Annotated in this window: 18 protein-coding genes; 6 read left to right on the top strand and 12 right to left on the bottom strand. The window is 59.2% G+C overall.

The genetic code is table 11. The features are described 5' to 3' along the window. Positions 1 to 4: 4 nt before the first annotated feature. Positions 5 to 1,288, bottom strand: coding sequence for an NAD(P)/FAD-dependent oxidoreductase (locus QPM17_RS11600; RefSeq protein WP_285390905.1), 1,284 nt, complete (start codon positions 1,286 to 1,288; stop codon positions 5 to 7). A 180-nt stretch (positions 1,289 to 1,468) separates the two neighbouring features. Here QPM17_RS11600 and QPM17_RS11605 point away from each other — a divergent pair, with 180 nt between their 5' ends. After that, entirely contained in the window at positions 1,469 to 2,986 is a 1,518-nt protein-coding gene (locus tag QPM17_RS11605; RefSeq protein ID WP_285390906.1) for an aldehyde dehydrogenase, read from the top strand. A gap of 7 nt (positions 2,987 to 2,993) precedes the next feature. Here the strand turns inward: QPM17_RS11605 and QPM17_RS11610 are convergent, their stop codons facing one another. After that, positions 2,994 to 4,358 (bottom strand): glutamine synthetase family protein, encoded by a 1,365-nt coding sequence (locus tag QPM17_RS11610; RefSeq protein WP_285390907.1) that lies wholly within the window; start codon positions 4,356 to 4,358, stop codon positions 2,994 to 2,996. Positions 4,359 to 4,645: 287 nt separating this feature from the next. Between QPM17_RS11610 and QPM17_RS11615 the strand changes: the two genes are divergently transcribed. From QPM17_RS11615 to QPM17_RS11630, 4 genes are read left to right on the top strand one after another with little or no spacing between them, the layout of a single operon-like run. Then, positions 4,646 to 5,752, top strand: coding sequence for a polyamine ABC transporter substrate-binding protein (locus QPM17_RS11615; protein WP_285390908.1), 1,107 nt, complete (start codon positions 4,646 to 4,648; stop codon positions 5,750 to 5,752). A gap of 3 nt (positions 5,753 to 5,755) precedes the next feature. Continuing rightward, a complete protein-coding gene (potA, locus tag QPM17_RS11620; RefSeq protein ID WP_285390910.1) occupies positions 5,756 to 6,874 on the top strand; it encodes a polyamine ABC transporter ATP-binding protein in 1,119 nt (372 codons plus the stop codon). A 34-nt stretch (positions 6,875 to 6,908) separates the two neighbouring features. After that, the gene (locus tag QPM17_RS11625) at positions 6,909 to 7,808 is read left to right on the top strand and encodes an ABC transporter permease subunit (RefSeq protein ID WP_285391122.1); all 900 of its coding nucleotides are present in this window, start codon (positions 6,909 to 6,911) and stop codon (positions 7,806 to 7,808) included. Further along, complete coding sequence (locus QPM17_RS11630; RefSeq protein ID WP_285390911.1) at positions 7,801 to 8,622, top strand: ABC transporter permease subunit; 822 nt, start codon at positions 7,801 to 7,803, stop codon at positions 8,620 to 8,622. The genes QPM17_RS11625 and QPM17_RS11630 overlap by 8 nt, the downstream gene beginning before the upstream one ends. Positions 8,623 to 8,674: 52 nt before the next feature. On the opposite strand, the gene QPM17_RS11635 is transcribed toward QPM17_RS11630, so the two are convergent. Next, entirely contained in the window at positions 8,675 to 9,559 is an 885-nt protein-coding gene (locus QPM17_RS11635) for a class I SAM-dependent methyltransferase (RefSeq protein WP_285390912.1), read from the bottom strand. Positions 9,560 to 9,740: 181 nt separating this feature from the next. Between QPM17_RS11635 and QPM17_RS11640 the strand changes: the two genes are divergently transcribed. Continuing rightward, complete coding sequence (locus QPM17_RS11640) at positions 9,741 to 11,669, top strand: hypothetical protein (protein ID WP_422732763.1); 1,929 nt, start codon at positions 9,741 to 9,743, stop codon at positions 11,667 to 11,669. On the opposite strand, the gene QPM17_RS11645 is transcribed toward QPM17_RS11640, so the two are convergent. The 9 genes from QPM17_RS11645 to mmsB all read right to left on the bottom strand — a co-directional run bounded on the left by QPM17_RS11645 (position 11,666) and on the right by mmsB (position 20,452). Next, positions 11,666 to 12,661, bottom strand: coding sequence for a branched-chain amino acid ABC transporter permease (locus QPM17_RS11645; RefSeq protein WP_285390914.1), 996 nt, complete (start codon positions 12,659 to 12,661; stop codon positions 11,666 to 11,668). The genes QPM17_RS11640 and QPM17_RS11645 overlap by 4 nt on opposite strands. Before the next feature lie 2 nt (positions 12,662 to 12,663). Beyond that, on the bottom strand, positions 12,664 to 13,551 hold the full coding sequence (locus tag QPM17_RS11650) for a branched-chain amino acid ABC transporter permease (protein ID WP_285390915.1): 888 nt from the start codon (positions 13,549 to 13,551) through the stop codon (positions 12,664 to 12,666). A 110-nt stretch (positions 13,552 to 13,661) separates the two neighbouring features. Continuing rightward, the gene (locus QPM17_RS11655) at positions 13,662 to 14,876 is read right to left on the bottom strand and encodes an ABC transporter substrate-binding protein (protein WP_285390916.1); all 1,215 of its coding nucleotides are present in this window, start codon (positions 14,874 to 14,876) and stop codon (positions 13,662 to 13,664) included. A gap of 80 nt (positions 14,877 to 14,956) precedes the next feature. Further along, on the bottom strand, positions 14,957 to 15,679 hold the full coding sequence (locus tag QPM17_RS11660; RefSeq protein WP_285390917.1) for an ABC transporter ATP-binding protein: 723 nt from the start codon (positions 15,677 to 15,679) through the stop codon (positions 14,957 to 14,959). Continuing rightward, complete coding sequence (locus tag QPM17_RS11665; protein ID WP_285390918.1) at positions 15,676 to 16,452, bottom strand: ABC transporter ATP-binding protein; 777 nt, start codon at positions 16,450 to 16,452, stop codon at positions 15,676 to 15,678. Before QPM17_RS11665 ends, QPM17_RS11660 begins: the two co-directional genes overlap by 4 nt. 71 nt (positions 16,453 to 16,523) lie before the next feature. After that, positions 16,524 to 17,333: an alpha/beta fold hydrolase gene (locus tag QPM17_RS11670; protein ID WP_285390919.1), complete on the bottom strand. Its 810-nt coding sequence runs from the start codon at positions 17,331 to 17,333 to the stop codon at positions 16,524 to 16,526. Between the two features lie 4 nt (positions 17,334 to 17,337). Beyond that, positions 17,338 to 17,754 (bottom strand): PaaI family thioesterase, encoded by a 417-nt coding sequence (locus tag QPM17_RS11675; RefSeq protein ID WP_285390920.1) that lies wholly within the window; start codon positions 17,752 to 17,754, stop codon positions 17,338 to 17,340. Next, positions 17,751 to 19,400, bottom strand: coding sequence for an AMP-binding protein (locus tag QPM17_RS11680; RefSeq protein ID WP_285390921.1), 1,650 nt, complete (start codon positions 19,398 to 19,400; stop codon positions 17,751 to 17,753). Before QPM17_RS11680 ends, QPM17_RS11675 begins: the two co-directional genes overlap by 4 nt. 158 nt (positions 19,401 to 19,558) lie before the next feature. Continuing rightward, a complete protein-coding gene (gene mmsB, locus QPM17_RS11685) occupies positions 19,559 to 20,452 on the bottom strand; it encodes a 3-hydroxyisobutyrate dehydrogenase (RefSeq protein WP_285390922.1) in 894 nt (297 codons plus the stop codon). Positions 20,453 to 20,485: the final 33 nt, after the last annotated feature.

Here is a 20,485-nt window from a genome sequence, read left to right on the forward strand (position 1 = left end):
CTACTCACACCCCCAACCGGTCCCGCAATCCGTAATACCAGGCCCCCAGCGCCGTCAGCGGCACCCTGAACGCTCTCCCGCCCGGAAATGGATAATGGGGCAGGCTGGCGAAGGCGTCGAAGCGGTCCGCCTGGCCCTGGATGGCCAGCGCCAGGGCTTTGCCCGCCACGTGGGTGAAGGTAACACCGTGGCCGGAGCAGCCCTGTGAGTAGAACACGTTATCCTGTAGCCGGCCCATTTGCGGCAGGCGGGACAGGGTAAGCAGGAAGTTGCCGGTCCAGGCATAGTCGATTTTCACGCCGGCCAGTTCCGGGAAGGTTTTCAGCATATTGGGGCGGATGAGCCGTTCAATGTTGGCCGGGTCGCGGGCACCGTAGACCACGCCCCCACCATAGATCAGGCGTTTGTCACCGGACAGGCGAAAGTAGTCCAGCAGGTAGTTGCAGTCTTCCACGCAATTGTCCTGAGGCAGCAGCCGTTCTGCGGTGGCTTCATCCAGCGGCTCGGTGGTGATTATCTGTGAGCCGCAGGGCATGGACTTGGCGCCCAGTTCCGGCACCAGGCCGCCCAGGTAGGCGTTGCCCGCCAGCACCACAAACTGTGCCCGGACCTCTCCGTCGCGGGTTTTTACGGTGGCCGGCTGGCCAGGGATAATCTGCGTGACCTCGGCGTGCTCATGGATCACCCCACCCCGGGATTCCAGCGCCGCGGCTTCGCCGAGTGCGAGGTTCAGGGGATGGACATGGCCGCCAGTATGGTCGATGGCGCCGCCAACGTAACGATCGGTGCCAACGCGTGCGCGGATGCCATCCCGATCCAGCAGTTCCAGTTTGTCATAGCCGAACTTTAGCCACAGCGCCTGTTGGGCTTCCAGATGTTTGAGCTGGCGCGGGTTCAGCGCCGCGAAGATGCCACCCTCCTTCAGATCGCAGCAGATGCGGTAATCCCGCACTCGCTGACGAATGATCTGGCTGCCCTCAAAGGCCATGTCTGCCAGCAGGCGCAGATGATCCGGTGTGGTCTGGCGCTCGATATTGTCCAGATCCCTGCTGAAGCTGTTAACGATCTGGCCACCATTGCGACCAGAGGCACCCCAGCCGACCGTTGCCGCTTCGAGCACCACCACCCGGAAACCCGCCTCAGCAAGGAACAGCGCGGTGGACAACCCCGTATACCCGGCCCCCACAACGCACACATCCGCCTGAATTTGCCCCTGCAGCGCGGGGCGTCGTGGCGCCTCATTGGCCGTGGCCGCATAGTAGGAGGGAACCGGGGGGTACTGGGTCATAATAGTGCGCCATCCAGAGTGACGGGTTGATCCGGAAGCGACTGATGACACGGCCGCCGAGGCAAGTCTATGCCAGGACCACCGATTCGTGAAGACACGTTCTTCTACCTATATCAGAAGCCGCGATTGCCCGCGAAAGTGCTGCTATGATTGGCCAATTCCCTTGCCTGAGAGGCAACCATGACTCATCCCGAACGCGCCACCACTCCCACCAATCAGGCCGGATGGCAGGCCCTGGCAGGCCAGCTCACCCATGAGGGCCGCGCCTATGTGAATGGTGCCTACCAATGGGCCAGCAATGGTGAGACCTTCGCCAGTATCAGCCCTTTGGACGGGCGCACGCTGACCAACGTGGCAAGCTGCGACTCCATTGATGCGGACCTTGCGGTTGCTGCCGCCAGAGACGCCTTCAACAGCGGTATCTGGAGCCAACTGGCGCCCGCCGGACGTAAGGCCGTTCTGATTCGTTTCGCTGAGCTGATCGAGGCCCATGGCGACGAACTGGCCCTTCTGGAAACCCTGGACATGGGCAAACCCATCAGTCACGCCCGCGCCGTGGATGTGCCGGCAAGCGCCCGCGCCATTCGATGGACTGCCGAGGCCATCGACAAGGTGTACGGCGAACTGGCCGCCACACCCCACAACCAGATCGGCATGATTTCCCGCGAGCCCATGGGCGTGATCGCCGCGATTGTGCCCTGGAACTTCCCGATGATCATGGCCGCCTGGAAGATTGCCCCGGCCCTGGCCACCGGCAACTCGGTGATTCTCAAACCATCGGAGAAATCCCCGCTCACCGCTATTCGCCTGGCCGCACTGGCGGAGGAAGCCGGCATCCCCTCCGGGGTGTTCAACGTGCTGCCCGGCTATGGACACATCGTGGGCAGGGCCCTGGCCCTGCATATGGATGTGGACTGCCTGGTGTTCACCGGCTCCACCAACGTGGCCAAGCAGCTGATGATCTATGCTGGTCAGTCCAACATGAAACGGGTGTGGCTGGAAGCCGGTGGCAAGAGCCCCAACATCGTCTTTGCAGATGCCCCGGACCTGAAAAAAGCCGCCGCCGAAGCCGCCAGCGCCATCGCCTTTAATCAGGGCGAAGTGTGCACTGCCGGCAGCCGATTGCTGGTAGAAGAAAGCATCCGTGCCGAATTCATCGAGCTGATCCGTGAGGCCCTGAAAACCTGGCGCCCGGGCCATCCGCTGGACCCGGCAACCACCTGTGGCGCAATCGTTGACCAGGCACAGCTGGATCGCATCATTGAGTACATCGGCATCGGCCAGTCTGAAGGGGCAACTCTGGTGGAAGGTGGTCAGCGAGTGATGGAAGACACCGGCGGCCTGTTCGTCCAGCCCACGGTGTTTGATGGGGTGAATAACAACATGCGCATCGCCTCGGAGGAAATCTTCGGGCCTGTGCTGTCGGTCATTGGTTTCAGGACTGCCGAGGAAGCCATCACCATTGCCAACGATTCCATCTACGGCCTCGCAGCCGCGGTATGGACATCAAACCTCAATACCGCTCACCGGGTCGCCAAGGCGCTTCGAGCCGGCAGCGTTTGGATCAACCACTACGACGGTGGTGACATGACTGCGCCCTTCGGCGGTTTCAAGCAGTCTGGCAACGGCCGGGACAAGTCCCTGCATGCCTTCGACAAGTACACCGAACTCAAGGCCACCTGGCTGGTGATTGAATAGTGGTTGTTTAAACGGTGTGCAGGTACCACAGGTATTCCAGGTCCGAAATCGTCATCTCGAACTCATTCAGTTCGTGCTCTTTACAGGCCACGAACACATCCAGGAACTGGCTGCCCAGGTACTCCGCCATCACCGCTGACTGGCCGAGCTCCCGCAGCGCATCCCGCAGGTTGTTCACCAGAGTCGCTTCATGCTGTTCATGGGCATTACCGACGGTGACAGGAGGCGGTTCAATCCGGTTGGAAATGCCGTAGTGAATGCCCGCCAGAACTGCCGACATCAGAAGATACGGGTTGGCGTCGGCCCCGGCGACGCGATGCTCGATGCGCAGGGCATCCGGATCTCCGCCCGGCAGGCGCAGTGAAGCGGTGCGGTTGTCCACGCCCCAGGTGGCCGCACTGGGCACGTAATACTCCGGACTGAACCGGCGGTAGGAATTGATGTTGGGGCAGAACAGCGCCATGGCATCGTTCATGGTGGCCACCAGCCCGCCGATTGCCCATCGCAGAATATCGTTTGGCTGCTCTGCATCGCCGGCAAACACGTTGCGCCCTTCTCCATCCACCAGGCTTACATGCAGGTGCATGCCGCTGCCAGCCTGGTTGTGGTAGGGCTTGGCCATGAAGGTGGTGTCCATTTCGTGGTCGTAGGCCATGTTCTTGATCAGGCGCTTCAAAAGCGTGGCGTGGTCACAGGCGCGCACAGCATCAGCCACGTAATGCAGGTTGACCTCGAACTGCCCCGGGGCAGATTCCGCCACCAGTGCATCCGCCGGCAGTTCCTGCTCATGGGCCGCATCCAGCACATCCGCCAGGAATTCCGCGTATTCATCCAGATCATCAATGGAGTAAGCCTGGGTGCCCGCCGGGCGCTTGCCGGAAATCGGCGACTTGGGGGGCTGGGGACGGCCAGCCAGGTTCTCCTGGTCAATCAGGTAGAACTCCAGTTCATAGGCGGCAACCGGGGTCAGCCCCAGCTCCCCGAAACGCTTGACGATGTTCTGCAGCACCACGCGTGGATCTGCGAAAAACGGCGTTTCCCGATCCAGCTCATACATGGTCAAAAGTAGCTGCGCAGTCGGCCGCTTCTGCCAGGGTTCCATGGTCAGGGTGGCGTCGATGGGCAGGCACACCCGGTCCGCCTCGCCAATGTCCAGGCCCAGGCCCGTTTCTTCCACGGTCGTGCCCTGGATGTTCAGGGCAAAGATGGAAGCCGGCATGGCCACGCCCCGCTCAAACACCTTCGCAAGCGACGACGGGTCCACCCGTTTGCCGCGAACAATGCCATTCATATCCGGAATCAGCAGGTCAACAAACTGCAGCTCGGGATGCGCCTGAAGAAACGCGTTGGCGCTCGCAAAACCAGAACCCATAAGGTAAGCCTTCCAGAACTCAAACAGGCCCGTGGCGACGGGCCGGCACAGGGAGTTTCAAGGCTCCTTTATCCTGCTTTCCGCGGCATTTTGCAAGATAGGGATAAACCACGCTCCAGATTGCCCACCTACGAAACATCCTCATAAGCACAACCCCCGATCCCCACCAATAAAATTTTCGTAGCGCAGCTCGTATTCTCGTGTTACATATCGCGCGAATACCCGCACAAGAACGCGTGCGTCCTGCACGTTTTGTATCCATCCCTTTTCAGTGAGGGACACCACCGATGTTGAAGTTGTGTAAGCCTGCGGCGCTGGCCGCCGCTATTGCTGTGTCATTGGGTGCGCCTTCTGCCTTTGCAGCGGAAGAAGTGCGTGTTTACAACTGGTCTGATTACATTGCCGAGGACACGCTGGAGAAGTTCACCGCGGAAACCGGCATCAAGGTGATCTACGACGTTTACGACAGCAACGAGATCCTGGAAGCGGCGCTGCTCTCCGGCCGTTCCGGTTACGATCTGGTGGTGCCTTCCAACCACTACGTGGCCAAGCAGATTTCCGCCGGGGCCTTCGAGCCACTGGACCACGCCAGGTTGCCGAACATGGCCAACCTGAACCCGGACCTGATGGACGACCTGGAAGAGGTCGACCCGGGCAGCCAGTTCTCCCTGCCTTACCTCTGGGGCACCAACGGTTATGGCTACAACGAGGGCCGTATTAAGGAAATCCTCGGTGACGACGCCCCGACCGACTCCTGGGCCCTGGTGTTTGATCCGGAAGTCACCGGCAAGCTCGCCGCCGGCGGCTGTGGCATTGCCATGCTGGATTCCGGTGAGGAGATGGTACGCGCGGCCATGGCCTACATCGGTCTGGACCCGAACAGCATCAACGCCGAGGACATCAAGAAAGGCGGCGAGGTGATCAAGGCCATCCGCCCGAACGTGACCTATTTCCACTCATCCCGTTACATTGCCGACCTGGCCAATGGTGACCTGTGCGTGGCTGCCGGCTACTCCGGCGACATCCTGCAGGCCGCTGCCCGCGCCGAGGAAGCCGGCAACGGCAATGTGATCCGCTACACCATCCCCAAGGAGGGCGCGGTGCTGTGGTTCGACATGATGACCATCCCGGCCGGTGCGCCGAACGTGGAAAACGCCCACAAGCTGATGGACTTCCTGATGCGCCCGGAGATCATTGCGGACGTGACCAACTACGTGTGGTACGCCAACCCCAACAAGCCGGCCAACGAATTCGTTGATCCGGAGATTCTTAGCGACACCAGCATCTACCCCACCGACGAGGTGATGAAGAAGCTGTACATCATGGAAGGTCGGCCCCAGGACGCACAGCGCCTGATGACCCGCACCTGGACCAACGTGAAGTCTGGTCGTTAAGGGGTGGAAAACGGCAACAACGCCTCCGCGCAAGCGGAGGTGTTACTCAGCATTCAGGGCATCTCCAAGAGCTTCGACAGCACGCTGGCCGTGGATAACGTGAGCCTGGACATCCACAAGGGCGAGATTTTCGCCCTGCTGGGTGGCTCCGGCTCCGGCAAGTCCACGTTGCTGCGCATGCTGGCAGGCTTTGAAACGCCCAACGCCGGTCGCGTTGTACTGGATGGCCAGGACATTACCGCCCTGCCTCCATACCTGCGACCCACCAACATGATGTTCCAGTCCTACGCACTGTTTCCCCATATGACGGTGGAGCAGAACATTGCCATGGGGCTGAAACAGGACAAACTCCCGAAAAGCGAGATTCGCGACCGGGTTGAGGCCATGCTGAAACTGGTCAAGATGGAGAGCTTTGCCAAACGCAAACCGCAGCAGCTTTCCGGCGGCCAACAGCAGCGTGTGGCCCTGGCCCGCTCGTTGGCCAAGCGGCCGAAACTGCTGTTGCTGGACGAGCCCATGGGCGCGCTGGACAAGAAACTGCGCACGGAAATGCAGCTGGAACTGGTGGACATCCTGGAAAAGGTGGGCGCCACCTGCCTGATGGTCACCCACGACCAGGAAGAAGCCATGACCATGGCCAGTCGCATCGCCATCATGGCCCAGGGCCGCATTGCCCAGGTGGGTTCGCCCATCGATATCTACGAGAGCCCGAACAGCCGCATGACCGCGGAGTTCATCGGTTCGGTGAATATCTTCGAGGCCAATATCCTGGAAGACGAATCCGACAGCATTACGCTTAACAGTAATGCTCTGGACGCACCGGTGTTTATCGATCGGGGCGTAACCACCCCGGCAGAGAGTACCGCGACACTCGTGGCCCTGCGCCCGGAGAAGATCTACCTCACCAGCGACAAGCCAGAAGGTGATACCAACTGGAGCTGTGGCACCGTGGACAACATCGCATACCTGGGAGACATCACGTCCTATTACGTGAAGCTGGCCAGCGGCAAGCGCGTTCAGGCCACTATGGCCAACGTGGAACGCCGCGGTGAGCGACCGACCTGGGGCGATACGGTGTTTGTGTCCTGGGAAGCTTCCAGCCCCATCCTGTTGTGGAACTGATGCCATGGCCAACAAACTGATGCCCGCCCCGCTGATGGAGCGGGTACGCTCCGTGGTGTTTCACCGCCGGGTGGTGTTCGGTATCCCGTTCCTGTGGTTGCTGCTGTTCTTCCTGTTGCCGTTCGCGCTGGTGCTGAAAATCAGCTTTTCATCGGCGGTGATGGCTATCCCGCCTTACGAGCCAGTGTTCTCCTTCGTGGACAACACCTTCTCGGTGGTGGTGAATTTCAGCAACTACCTGTTCCTGCTGTCCGACAGCCTGTATATCGCCGCCTACTGGGGTTCGGTCAAGATCGCCTTCATTGCCACGCTGGTGTGCCTGCTGATCGGCTATCCCATGGCCTATGCCATGGCCCGGGCTTCGGCGCGGGTGCAACTGGTGCTGCTGTTGATGGTGATGCTGCCATCCTGGACCTCGTTCCTGATCCGCGTATACGCGTGGATGGGTATCCTCGGCAACCAGGGCCTGATGAACAACCTGTTGATGTGGCTGGGTGTGATCAACGCACCGCTGAAAATGTTGAACACCAACTTTGCGGTGGTGCTGGGCATCGCTTACGCCTATTTGCCGTTCATGGTATTGCCGATCTACACCAACCTGGTAAAGCTGGACGTGCGCCTGCTGGAGGCTGCGTCAGACCTGGGCTGTCGCAGTCTGACCACCTTCTGGGCCATCACGCTGCCGCTGTCGAAAGCGGGCATTATTGCCGGTTCCATGCTGGTGTTCATTCCCGCCGTGGGTGAATTTGTGATTCCGGAACTGCTGGGCGGGCCGGATACGCTGATGATCGGCAAGGTGTTGTGGGAAGAATTTTTCAATAACCGTGACTGGCCGGTGGCGTCGTCCCTCGCCATGGTGATGCTGGCGCTGTTACTGATCCCCATCGTGTTGTTCCACCGCTTCCAGGCCAGGGAGATGGAAAAGGATGGTTAAGTCGCGGCCGTTCAGTTTCTCAAAGGTCATGCTGGTACTGGGCCTGCTGTTTCTCTATCTGCCGATGTTCGTGTTGATCGTCTACTCGTTCAACGCCTCCCGACTGGTATCGGTGTGGGCGGGCTTTTCCACCCACTGGTACGGCGAGCTGTTCCGCGACCAGCAGATTCTGTCTGCCGTGTGGATGAGCCTGAAGATTGCCTTCTACTCCGCCAGCATGGCGGTGTGCCTGGGTACACTTTGTGCCTTCGTGATGACCCGCTTCAAACGCATTCGCGGGCGCACCCTGCTGTCCAGCATGATCAGTGCGCCACTGGTGATGCCGGAAGTCATCACCGGCCTGTCGCTGTTGCTGTTGTTTGTGCAGATGGCACAGACGATCGGCTGGCCGGTGGACCGGGGCATGGCGACGATCTGGATAGCCCACACCACCTTCTGCAGCGCCTACGTAGCGGTGGTGGTCAGCGCCCGCCTGCGGGAAGTGGACCGTTCCATGGAGGAAGCGGCCATGGATCTGGGTTGCACACCGTTCAAGACATTTTTTGTGATCACCCTGCCGGTCATCATGCCGGCACTGGTGTCCGGCTGGCTGCTGGCCTTTACCCTGTCGCTGGATGACCTGGTGATTGCCAGCTTTGTTTCCGGCCCCGGGGCCACAACCCTGCCCATGGTGGTGTTCTCATCGGTCCGAATGGGTGTGTCTCCCAAGATCAATGCGCTGGCCGCGCTGATCATTCTGGCGGTGTCGCTGATTGCGTTTATTGCCTGGTATCTGATGTGGCGGGCCGAGAAGAGGCGTCGAGGGGAAGCATAACACCCCCGCCAGGAGCCCGGCTTTCACCGGGCTCCTGTACCCTTTGCCTTTGCTACGCGTTCTCGGGATTTCGGGCGGTAATACACCAGGAGCTGGACGGCATGACAATCTGCCCGGCGTTGTCCTGATAGGGCGTCAGCGCCTGTCGCAGGGCTTCCTCGATTTCCGGGCGCTGCTGTTCAGCCAGTTCCCCCGCCTCCCGGAAAACCTCGCCGGCCGGCCCGATGGCAAGCTGGAAGTTGATAGCGTCCTGTACCGAATCCCCCACGGTTACCGGGCCGTCGACCTGCTCGAAGTTCACATCCTGGAATCCTGCAATTTCAAGCTGCTGCGACACCACCTCGGTGTTGGCCATGGAGAAGGGCCCCGGGCCACAGGAACGGGCACCCTCGCCCGGCTCCGGCAGAAAACGCAGCACCACCTCCTTCGCCATACCCAGCCAGGGGTTATACTCGCTGCTGCGCCAGACAATAAACATCAACTCACCCCCTGGGCGCAGGGCCCGGCGGATGTTCTTCATGGCCCGCACCGGATTTTCAAAGAACATCATTCCAAAGCGTGAAAAACACAGGTCGAAACGGCCATCAAAGGGATAGCGCTCCACGTCTTCGGTAATAAAACGGATGTTCTCCAGGCCAGCCTTGCGGGCTTCATCCCGCGCCCTGGTCAGGAACTGTTCCACGCAGTCAACGCCCAGCACAAAACCCTCGGGGCCGGTCTTGTGCGCCAGCTGGATTGCGGTGTCGCCCCAGCCACAGCCAACATCCAGGATGCGGCTGCCAGGAGCGACGGTCAGTTTCTCCAGTGGTATACGGCTGTGGTAGCTCAGACCTTCCATCAGGATGTGGTGGAAGCGATCAAATTTGTCCGCCAGGGTATCGTTCCAGAACTGAACATATTCGGTAGGCTCAGTCAGTGTGGCTGCTATCTCGTTCATGGTGTCCTCCTTTGCGCTTTCCAGTCAGTAACCCAAGGACGCATGAAGCCGACATCTTGTTCCCCGGATATTTCGTTTCTTGCTCCGGTGCAACTACACTGGCAATGGCGGTACGCCCCTCTGTCCTGATGGGTGCGAAATAATACAAAGGAGCTGACACTTGGATATTGCCCAGGCCTCAATGCAATTTGATGTCGCCCTGGCAGAGTTCGCCCGTGCCAGGAGTTCATCACCACAGGCCTCCAGCCTCAGCCTGCTCGAGCGGGCTCGAATGCTGATGACGCTGCCAGGTGGCTTCGACGTGATCTATCGCCGGGTTCGGGCGCTGGAGTCGGCGGGCATATTCGGCACCAGTGACTGGTCCAAACCAGCCATCCTGCAGCCTGCCCTGGCCAAACATTCGCTGCGTGAAGCGGGCGCTGTCACCACGGTGGTGGAGGCGATCAGCGAAATCCGCCTGTTGGCTGTCGTCCGTGGTGACTATTTCCACCCCGGCATCTCCTCTGAACAGGCACGGCACTTCCTCACCCAGGTAATGGCTCTTAACCTGGACCTGCTATCCGGCACGCTGACTGAAGCGGACCGCGAGCGACCAAAACAACTCGGAACCATTGTCGAGGGACTTTACCAGTATCTGATTTCCCATCTCGGCTACGAGAGCCTGCTGGACAGTCTGGTGGCGGAAGTCTGGCGACTGCTGGAACAGGGCCCGGTACAGGTCGATAGCATCTGCGACATGATTGGCCAGATCGCCAAGTGCCTGTATGACCCGGAGCTGCAGACCACCGGTACCGCCGATGCCAGCCGCCTGGTGCGTGCCCTGTTCGCACCCACCCCTGGCAGCCGGGAAGACCCGGGCCTGGATGTTTACCAGCTGCGCCTGACCAGAATGGACGATCTCGCACTGTCAGCAGAGGCCACGGAATTTGCCCGCAACATGCACGACACCGGACTGGCATCCCCCTACCATGCGGTATTTCTCCGGTTCCTTCGCACCAGCAACGAAGACGAACTGATCCCCACCGCCCTCGGGCTGACCATGACAGGGCTGGATGATTTCTATTGCTACAACCAGTTGGTCCATACCCTGATTGACGAAGCCATTTACCCGGAAACCTGCCAGGCAGTCTATGGCCTCACCATGATGCTGGAACGGGGGTCGCTGTTTACCCCTGCCGTTGCCCAGGCCCTGTGGAGACAGATCAAGCTCAGGCTCTCCGTGGAAACCGAACAGGCCCTCAAAGAGGCCTTTGGTGAAGCCGTTCCCCCGCGGGTGTTCCTGCTAGCCGGTGTACTCAACCTGCTGGGCCAGCCGCTGGGCGTGGGCCAGGGTAACAATCCCAGTTGCCAGTCCGCCATCGGGTTGTCGATGTGGGCAGCCAACGAGGCGGACTACCTGCTTCAGGTACTTGCCTGGGCAGCCCGGGATAACGAAGTGCTGGGACGATTTGAAGGTTGGGAGGTGTCGTCCAGAAACCTGGAGCCGGGGCTGATCAAGGACACGCCGGTGGATGTGGATCCGGTTTCGCTGATCCTGATTCCCCACCTGGATCGCATCTACGGTGAAATGTGGCGCCGCTGCGAAGATCGCGACGACGATGCCCACCGCTGGATCAACCCGGAATTCTATGGCTGGTGGGTCAGCCATGGCTTCAAGGTGGTAGCAGACATCCACACAGGAGAAGTAAAGGACTATGACGGCTTCATCCGCCACTTCTATGCCAGTTACCATCCCTATTACAACGGCAATATACCGGTGATTCACCACCAACCCGCCGGCATTGCCGTCACTGACAGCGCTGCCCGCTTTGTCGGCCGCCACGCCATAACCATCCAGCGGGTAGCCCTGAGCCCCAGCAACGAAATGCGGGTGTATTTCTTCAACCCCAACAACGACAGCGGTCAGGACTGGGGCCAGGGCATTACCTGCTCAACAAGAGGACACGGCGAAATCCGCGGTGAGGCCTCTCTCCCCATCGCGGAATTCACCTCACGCCTTTATGCCTTTCATTACGACACCCTGGAGTTGGGTGATCTCAGTGCCGTACCGGAGGCTGAGGTCGCCAGGGTTATGGAACTGGGATATGGCAGTTGGGCGGCCAGTGATTAACTCATATTCTTGCGCATAAAGTTCTGGATTTCCCCCACAATCCCCGAGCGGAAGGCCATTACCGTCAGCACGAAGATAGCACCGAGAATGGGATCAACCCAGTCGCCCAGCGGGCCTTGCGAGAGCTGGTACTCCAGGGTCACCACGAAGCCGGCGCCCACCACCGGTCCCAGGAGGGTTCCAGTGCCGCCCAGCAGGGTCATGAGGATGACTTCACCAGACATGTGCCAGTGGGCGTCATTAAGGGATGCCAGCTGGAACACCACGGTTTTCACCGAGCCGGCCAGGCCAGCAAGGCCGGCTGAGAGCACGAAAGCCAGCAGTTTGTAGCGGTCCACATTGTAGCCCAGAGATACCGCCCTTGGTTCATTCTGCTTGATTGCCTTGAGCACCTGGCCGAATGGTGAACCAACGATTCGCTGCACCAGCAGGTAACCGCCCAGGAACACCGCCAGCACAAAGTAATACATGGCATTGTTGTCACTCAGGTCTATCAGGCCGAACAGGTGACCCCGGGGCACCCCGTGCATGCCGTCTTCGCCACCGGTGAAGGGGGCCTGCACGAAGAAGAAATAGACCAGTTGCGCCAGTGCCAGGGTGATCATCGCAAAGTAGATGCCCTGGCGACGTATGGCGACAAGGCCAAAACCAAGGCCCAGCAGCAGCGATGTTGCTGTGCCGACGATGATGCCCATTTCCGTGGTCAGCCCGGGGAAACTTGATAGCAGGTAGCCGGTTGTGTAGGAACCTGCTGCCAGGAACGCGGCATGTCCGAAAGACAGCAGGCCGGTGTAGCCCAGCAGAAGATTCAACGCCACTGCGAACAGGGCGAAACAGAGGATCTTCATCAGGAACACCGGGTACAGGACTGCCGGTGCAAGCAGAAGCAGTGCCAGCAACACCAGGTTCAGTATCTGTTTCTTGCGCTGTTCAGACTTCTGTTGCCTGACGATACTTTGCTGGATATCTGTCTGGGTCGTTGTGGTCGCCATGGTTACGCCTCCTTACCGAACAGGCCCGATGGCCGAATCAACAAAACAACCACCATCACCAGGAAGATCACGGCTGCCGACCCTTCCGGGTAGAATACTTTGGTAAAACCTTCCACAACCCCCATCATCAGGCCGGTAATCACGGCGCCAGCGATGGAACCCATGCCGCCGATTACTACCACGGCGAATACCACGATGAGGATGTTGGAGCCCATCACCGGGGAAACCGAGTAAATGGGCGCTGCAAGGGCGCCGGCAAAGGCAGCCAGCATGACGCCAAAGCCGTAGGTCAGGCTGATCAGCAGCGGCACGTTGATGCCGAACCCCTGCATCAGTTGGGAATCTTCCGTTCCTGCCCGCAGGTAGGAGCCAAGCCGGGTTTTCTCGATCATGAACCAGGTACCGAAACACACCAGCAGGGCAGCCACGATAACCCAGGCACGATAGTAGGGGAGGAACATGAAGCCAAGGTTCATACCGCCCCTGAACACTTCCGGCATTGAGTAGCGCAGGCCGGAAACGCCGTAAATATTGGTCAGTACACCCTGGAGAATAAGGGCGATACCGAAAGTCAGGAGCAGGCTGTAGATATGGTCCTGGCCGGCAATACGCCGCAACAGGAAATACTCCAGCACGATACCAAAGCAACCAACTATCACCGGCGCCAGAAACAGGGCAACCCAGTAGTTGACCCCGAAGGCATCAAACAGGAGTACTGTGCCCATGGCACCGAGCATGTACATGGCACCGTGAGCAAAGTTGATGATTTTGAGCAGGCCGAAGATGACCGCCAGCCCCAGACTCAACAGGGCGTAGAAGGCACCATTGATTACCCCGAGCATTAACTGGCCAGACAGCACGGCCACGGGGACTCCCAGAATCTCGGTCATGTTACAAACTCCAAAAGCAGCGCAACGTTCAACTTACTGAGGCGAAGTGCGATTCTGCAGGTCAGTGGCCGCCCCGCCGGGAATGCGGGACGGCCTGGTCGGTCAGAACATCAGTTTTGGGTTACGAGCTTGCACTTGCTCTCGGACAGCGGACGATAGGCTTCATCCCCTGGAATGGTCCGCACGATATCGTACAGGTCCCATTCGTTCTTGGATTCCTCAGGTGTCTTCACTTCCGCCAGGTACATGTCGTGTACCATGCGGCCGTCCTCACGAATGATGCCGTTCTTGGCAAACATGTCGTTGATGGGTGTATCCATCATCTGCTTGCGTACGGTCTGGGAATCGTCGGAGCCGGTGGCCTTGACGGCGTTCAGATACTGGATGGTGCTGGAGTAGATACCTGCATGGACCATGGTGGGACGAACGCCGGTCTCTTCCATGAAACGGTCTGACCACTCACGGGTTTCATCGTTCATATCCCAGTACCAGCCGGTAGTCAGCTGGATGCCCTGTGCACTCTGTGCGCCCAGCGCATGTACGTCTGTCAGGAACAGCAATAGAGCTGCAAGAGTCTGCCCGGACTGTGTCAGACCGAATTCACCGGCTGTGGTGATGGCGTTGGTGGTGTCGGCACCGGCATTGGCCAGGGCAACCACGTCAGCGCCGGACGACTGCGCCTGCAGGATGAAAGACGAGAAATCGGATGTCGGGAACGGATGACGAACAGTCTGGATGACTTCGCCGCCGTTCTCTTCCACCACACGGGTCACGTCACCTTCCAGGGCGTGGCCGAAAGCGTAATCAGCGGTCAGGATAAACCAGGTCTTGCCACCCTCCTTTACCACAGCGCTGGCTGTACCATTGGCGAGTGGGTAGGTGTCGTAAACATAGTGGATGTGGTTGGGAGTACAGTGCTCGTTAGTGATGCTGGAAGCAGCGGAGCCAGATACGATGCCCAGTTTGTTACTCTCTTCCAGGATGTTGCTCACAGCGATGGTGACTGATGAAGCAACCAGGCCTGCCACCAGGTCCACGTCTTCGTTCTCAACCCAGCGACGGACCGTGCTTGAGGACGAGTCGGGGCTGTTGCGATCGTCAGCGCTGACAATCTCAATCTTGGCACCATTGACCTTGCCGCCAAAATCGGCAACGGCCATTTCCAGAGCTGTGAGGCCATTGGGGCCGGCAAGGTCACGATAGGTGCCTGACATGTCCGCCAGGTAACCGATCTTGACCGTGTTATCGGATATCTCAGCCTGGGCACCGCCCACAAGCAAGGCTGAGGCAACCGCTGAGGTCAGAAGCTTTTTGGTAATTGTCATTGTTGTTTCTCCGCTACTGTCTTTGCGTTGGTTTTCGGGATTCTTTCTTGTTGCTTTTGTTGCACTCTCGAACCCGGACATTAAACGCCCAGGTATCTATCCAGCATCGACTGCTTGCTCTCAAGCTCGTCGGCGCTGATCTCCTCCACAATCTGGCCGTGTTCCATCACGTAATGACGGTCCGCCAGGGGTGCGGCGAAATGAAAATTCTGTTCTACCAGGACAATCGTCAGCCCCTTCTCCTTGAGATGAATCAGCACCTCGCCCAACTTCTCGACGATGACCGGGGCCAGGCCCTCGGTAATCTCATCAAGCAGCAGCATGTTGGCGCCGGTTCTCAGTATCCGGGCCATCGCCAGCATCTGCTGCTCTCCACCAGAGAGTTTGGAACCCTGGCTGGTGCGACGCTCGTAGAGGTTCGGGAACATCGAGAAGATTTCTTCCAGCCCCATACCGCCGCTTCTGACTACGGGAGGGAGCGTCAGGTTTTCCATGACATTGAGTCCGGAAAAAATGCCCCGGTGTTCGGGGCAATACCCGACTCCCAACCTTGCTATGTGGTGAGGAGCACAGGACATGGTCTCCTCACCGTTGATCATGATGGATCCGGTACGCCTGCCCACCATATTCATGATGGCTTTAAGGGTTGTGCTGCGACCGGCGCCGTTGCGGCCCAACAGGGTAACCAGCTCACCGCGCTGGACCTCCATGTCAATGCCATGGAGGATGTGGGACTCGCCGTAAAAGGCGTGAAGCCCGGCAATGCGCAACTGCTCGTATTCTTTGTGGGAGGCCTGGCTCATTCCGCTGTCTCCTGCTGCCTGGTTGCGGTGCCACCCATGTATACCTCTCGCACCCGGGGATCGTCGGAAACTTCCTGGTAGTCGCCTTCGGTCAGCACAGAGCCCTGGGCCAGCACGGTCACCCGGTCACAGAGTTTGCTGACCACGCCCAGGTTGTGCTCAACCATCAGTACTGTGCGGCCCTGGGCTGCCTTACGCACCAGTTCCACGACCTGCTCCACGTCTTCGCTGCCCATGCCCTGGGTGGGCTCATCCAGCAGCATCAGTTCGGGCTCCATGGCCAGGGTTGTTGCCAGCTCCAGAGCGCGCTTACGGCCATAAGCCAGTTCTACGGTAGTCGTATTGGCGAAATCGGCGAGGCCCACGCTGTCGAGCAGCTCCATGCAGCGCTCATTGAGGTTGTTCAGCGAATCACCGGATTTCCAGAAGCGGAAGGAATTGCCTTCAAAGCTCTGCAGAGCCACGCGGATATTCTCCAGCGCAGTCATGTGGGGAAACACCGCGGAAATCTGGAAGGACCGAACCACACCCTTGCGGGCAATGGCGGCCGATTTCATGGAGGTGATGTCCTCACCATTGAACAGGATCTTGCCCCGGGTCGGAATCAGGAACTTGGTGAGCAGGTTGAATACCGTGGTCTTGCCCGCGCCATTAGGGCCGATCAGGGCATGGATATGGCCGCGCTGCACCTTCAGGTTGACGTCGTCGACCGCCACAAACCCTTTGAACTCTTTAACGAGGTTTTGGGTCTCCAGAACGAACGGGTCACTCATGAGCCATCCTACCTTTTGTTATTTTTGTACGTTTAGTCTTCTCACAGAGTAGATTGACGTCTACGTAAACGTCAATCAAAAATCGCACTTTTTTGAGCAATCTCTATTCGCAAAAAGTCGTATACCAGCGACAGCACCCGGTCGGGCTGCTGCAAATGGGGCGAGTGGCCGGTGCCTGGCATAAAAACCGGTGTCGCATGGTGTCCAATGCCCTCCACAATCCGGGTTACCTGCTCAGGAACACCGTATTCGTCGTCGTCCCCCTGAATGATCATAGCCGGGCATTGGATGGCGTCCAGCCAGGGCGCAAAATCCAGCGACTGCTGAAAGCCCTCATCCAGCCATACATCCTGCCAGGCATGGAACAGCGTGTCGGTACGCGCACCATGGTGGCGCAGCAACTTTTCACGAATTCCTTCCTCTGTGTAGCGGCGTCGCATGTCGCGAATGCCTGCCAGGGTCAGGTGATCGGCCCAGGTGTGGGCGGCCATGGTGATCAGCCCTTTCACTCGCTGCCCGAGTGCTGCCGCTGCGATGAGGGCGATGGAGCCACCATCGCTATGACCTACCAGTATCACCTCGTCGATTCCCAGCTCGTCCAGCAGCCGTGGAAGCCACAGTGTGCCCTCCTGCTCCAGGTAGTCATAGGGGCGCGGCAAAGGTTCATCACTGGAGGCACCGTAGCCCCGGCGTTCGTAGACCAGGGCATCCAGGCCAGTCGTTTCGGCCAACCGTCGCGGAAAGTTTTTCCACAGGGCAATATTGCCGAGGGATTCGTGCAGGAAAACCAGCGTGGGCCCACTGTCATTCACGTGGGTCAGGCGCTGAGCCTGGACCCTGACACCAGCCCCGAGTGGAACGGCGATGTTGCTGACATCCATAGCGTCACCGCTTCGCCGGAATGCTGTAGGTGATGGTGGCGTGGGCCACCGGCTCACCCAGGCCATCAGAGTAGACGAAAACCTCGCCCACACCGCTGGCCCTGCCGATTCTCAGCATTTTGGCCCGCGCACGAATCGGGCTGTGGGCCACCGGCTTGCGCAGGAAATTGATGTTCAGGTTGCTGGTGACTGCCAGCGGTACCAGGCCAATCTTGCCCAACAGCGCGGCATACAAGGCAACATCCGCCAGCCCCATCATCGCAGGGCCGGCAACCGTACCACCCGGACGAAGGTGCTCGTCGTCCACATCCAGTTTCATTTCCGCCCAGCCATCGCCCAACTTCTCCAGGGTGCCGTAGCGGGCGCCCTGGGGAAACTGTTCGGCGAGGAAGGCCTGAAGTTCCTCGAAGGTGACTATCATCCCTGCTTCTCTTCCTTGGCCTGATTGCGAAGGACGAAACGCTGGATCTTGCCACTGGGGGTCTTTGGCAACTCATCAACAAACTCGATTTCCCGCGGGTAGGCGTGTGCAGAAAGCCGGTGGCGCACCAGTTCCTGCAGCTCGTCCTTCAGCGCGTCTTCGCTTTCCGGCTCCTGGTCGCCCTTGATCACCACATAGGCCTTGATGATGGAGCCGCGCTTTTCGTCGGGCTTGGCCACCACACCGGATTCGGCAACCGCCTTGTGTTCCAGCAGTGTGCTTTCCACATCGGCGGGGCCTACCCGGTAACCGGCGGTGGTGATGATATCGTCATCGCGGCCACTGAATGAGAAGCAACCATCGCCGTGACTCAACACCATGTCGCCGGTGAGGTAATAGCCATTGACGAACGGGTCTTTCTCACCCCAGGTATAGCCGTCGAAATGGAACAGGGGCGACGCCTTAACGTCCACGGCGAGCTGGCCGATTTCGCCCTCCCCCACTTCTTCGTTTTTCTCGTTCAGGGCGACCACCTTGTGGCCAGGCGAGGAATAGCCCATGGAGCCCGGACGCACCGGGTGCTCAAGGCCGTGGAAGTTGCAGCAGGTCATACCGGTTTCAGTCTGGCCGTAGTGGTCCTTGACCGGGCAGAAATGACGATTCTCGATCCAGTTCACCACTTCCGGGTTCAGCGGCTCGCCGGCACTGCTTGCCACCCGTAAACCCAGGTTTTCTCCCTCTGGCAGCACGTGGTCATTGGCTTTCAGCAGCCGATAGGCCGTGGGCGCCGCCGCCAGGTTGGTGATCCTGTATTTACGGATCATGTCGTAGGTGCTTTCAGGAGTGAATGCGCCCGGGTTGAAGTGGGTCGCATGGCCCATCAGAAGCGGGCCAACCACGGCGTAGTAGAGGCCATAGGCCCAGCCCGGGTCGGCCACGTTCCAGAACACGTCGTCGTCCCGCAGGTCGATGGCGTATTTCATGTATACATAGAACGCCAGCAACGCCTTGGCAGGCACGGCAACCCCTTTGGACTTGCCCACGGTGCCGGAAGTAAACATCTGCAGGAAGGGGTCACTGCCCTTGATAAGCACCGGTTCGAACTGGTCCGACTGTTCTGCCAGGGTTTTGTCAAAGTCGGGAATATCACCACTGACTTCCACCGCGTTCACACACACCACCGGCGCACAATCTTTCACTTCGGTGAGCTTGGGATAGTTGGTGGGGTCTGTGACCACCAGTCTGGTGTTGGCACGCTCGAAGCGATACTCAATAGCGCCGGGGCCGAAGGCCGTAAAAAGTGGCTGATAGACCGCACCGGCCCGCAGAGCGCCGGCGATCACAATAAGCAGCTCCGGACTGCGAGGCAGCAGGGCGGCAACGCGGTCGCCCTTGCCGATGCCACGGGAGCTCAGGTAGTTCGCAAAGCGGGCGGACTTTTCCTTCAGCTCGGCAAAGGTGAGCTTGCCGGAGCCGCCGTCGGCTTTCTCGTAATACAGGGCGACCCGTTGGGGGTCGTCCGCCCACTTGTCGCAGATTTCCGTGCAGACGTTCAGGCCCGCGTCCAGGCTCCCCTCCAGGATCTCGGCTTCGAGGCTGGCGGGATCGAAATTGTCATAGACCGTTTGGTAATCCGGGAGGCTCATGGTCCGTTCCTTTTATTGTTGTGGACGAATTCTGTTCTCAATGTTTAGCACAGGCTTTAGTTTACGTAAAGGTAAACTTTAAGCTAAAAATAAACGCCTTCAGAACCCTTCAGCAGGGGCGAACCTACTGCCCGAATGGTTCGGAAGGCGCCGGGTGCTCAACTCTGCCCGCGGTAATAGAATCTCTGGATGCTGGAGAAGTCCAGCTCTCCGTTGCCCTCGTTGGCGTGCAGAGCAAACAGGTTACGGGCCAGCGATCCCATGGGAATCGGCGCCTGATTCTTGACCGCATTGTCAAAGGCCAGACCGAGGTCCTTGGCCATCAGGTTGACCAGGAAGCCGCCTTCATAATCACGTGACGCCGGCACACCCTCCATTACACCCGGCCAGGGGTTATAGACGTTCAGCGCCCAGTTGCCGCCGGAGCTCTGCTTCATGATTTCCGACAGCACCGCTGGGTCCAGCCCGTTTTTCACGCCCAGAGCCAGGGCCTCGCTGGTCCCCGTCATCAGAATGGCCAGCAGCATGTTGTTGCAGATCTTGGCAATCTGCCCGGCACCGTGGGGACCGGCATGGAAGATGTTCTTGCCCATGCTTTCAAGGATGGGTTTGGCGCGCTCGAAGGCGTCTGCCTCGCCGCCGCAGATAAAGGTCAGCGTGCCTGCTTTGGCACCACCCACACCGCCGGACACAGGTGCGTCCATGAAGGTAATGCCGGCAGCAACGGCCGCCTCAGCGACACCTTTTGCCGTCTCTGGCGCGATAGTGGACGAGTCGATCACCAGTGTGGTGGAGGGCAGCTGATTCAGCAGTCCATTCTCACCCAGATACACCGATTCCACGTGCTGGCCCGCAGGCAGCATGGAAATCACCACCTCTGCACCCTCGACCGCCTCCTGGATTGTTGCTGCGGATTTCGCGCCTTCGCTGGTGAGTGCCTTGACCGCCTCGGAAGACAGATCAAACACCGTCAGATCGTGGCCTGCCTTGACCAGGTTTGTGGCCATGGGGCCGCCCATGTTGCCAAGACCGATAAACGTGATAGTCGCCATGTTATTGTTCTCCGTTGTTTGATCAGGTTTGGT

It is taken from the genome of Marinobacter azerbaijanicus, assembly GCF_030250645.1.
In the GTDB taxonomy this organism is placed as follows: domain Bacteria; phylum Pseudomonadota; class Gammaproteobacteria; order Pseudomonadales; family Oleiphilaceae; genus Marinobacter; species Marinobacter azerbaijanicus.

What these genes read in the sequence shown, in the direction of transcription:
- QPM17_RS11600 (WP_285390905.1), bottom strand. Translation starts at nt 1,288, where the DNA reads ATGACCCAGTACCCCCCGGTTCCCTCCTACTATGCGGCCACGGCCAAT.
- QPM17_RS11605 (WP_285390906.1), top strand. Translation starts at nt 1,469, where the DNA reads ATGACTCATCCCGAACGCGCCACCACTCCCACCAATCAGGCCGGATGG.
- QPM17_RS11610 (WP_285390907.1), bottom strand. Translation starts at nt 4,358, where the DNA reads ATGGGTTCTGGTTTTGCGAGCGCCAACGCGTTTCTTCAGGCGCATCCC.
- QPM17_RS11615 (WP_285390908.1), top strand. Translation starts at nt 4,646, where the DNA reads ATGTTGAAGTTGTGTAAGCCTGCGGCGCTGGCCGCCGCTATTGCTGTG.
- QPM17_RS11625 (WP_285391122.1), top strand. Translation starts at nt 6,909, where the DNA reads ATGGAGCGGGTACGCTCCGTGGTGTTTCACCGCCGGGTGGTGTTCGGT.
- QPM17_RS11630 (WP_285390911.1), top strand. Translation starts at nt 7,801, where the DNA reads ATGGTTAAGTCGCGGCCGTTCAGTTTCTCAAAGGTCATGCTGGTACTG.
- QPM17_RS11635 (WP_285390912.1), bottom strand. Translation starts at nt 9,559, where the DNA reads ATGAACGAGATAGCAGCCACACTGACTGAGCCTACCGAATATGTTCAG.
- QPM17_RS11640 (WP_422732763.1), top strand. Translation starts at nt 9,741, where the DNA reads ATGCAATTTGATGTCGCCCTGGCAGAGTTCGCCCGTGCCAGGAGTTCA.
- QPM17_RS11645 (WP_285390914.1), bottom strand. Translation starts at nt 12,661, where the DNA reads ATGGCGACCACAACGACCCAGACAGATATCCAGCAAAGTATCGTCAGG.
- QPM17_RS11650 (WP_285390915.1), bottom strand. Translation starts at nt 13,551, where the DNA reads ATGACCGAGATTCTGGGAGTCCCCGTGGCCGTGCTGTCTGGCCAGTTA.
- QPM17_RS11655 (WP_285390916.1), bottom strand. Translation starts at nt 14,876, where the DNA reads ATGACAATTACCAAAAAGCTTCTGACCTCAGCGGTTGCCTCAGCCTTG.
- QPM17_RS11660 (WP_285390917.1), bottom strand. Translation starts at nt 15,679, where the DNA reads ATGAGCCAGGCCTCCCACAAAGAATACGAGCAGTTGCGCATTGCCGGG.
- QPM17_RS11665 (WP_285390918.1), bottom strand. Translation starts at nt 16,452, where the DNA reads ATGAGTGACCCGTTCGTTCTGGAGACCCAAAACCTCGTTAAAGAGTTC.
- QPM17_RS11670 (WP_285390919.1), bottom strand. Translation starts at nt 17,333, where the DNA reads ATGGATGTCAGCAACATCGCCGTTCCACTCGGGGCTGGTGTCAGGGTC.
- QPM17_RS11675 (WP_285390920.1), bottom strand. Translation starts at nt 17,754, where the DNA reads ATGATAGTCACCTTCGAGGAACTTCAGGCCTTCCTCGCCGAACAGTTT.
- QPM17_RS11680 (WP_285390921.1), bottom strand. Translation starts at nt 19,400, where the DNA reads ATGAGCCTCCCGGATTACCAAACGGTCTATGACAATTTCGATCCCGCC.
- mmsB (WP_285390922.1), bottom strand. Translation starts at nt 20,452, where the DNA reads ATGGCGACTATCACGTTTATCGGTCTTGGCAACATGGGCGGCCCCATG.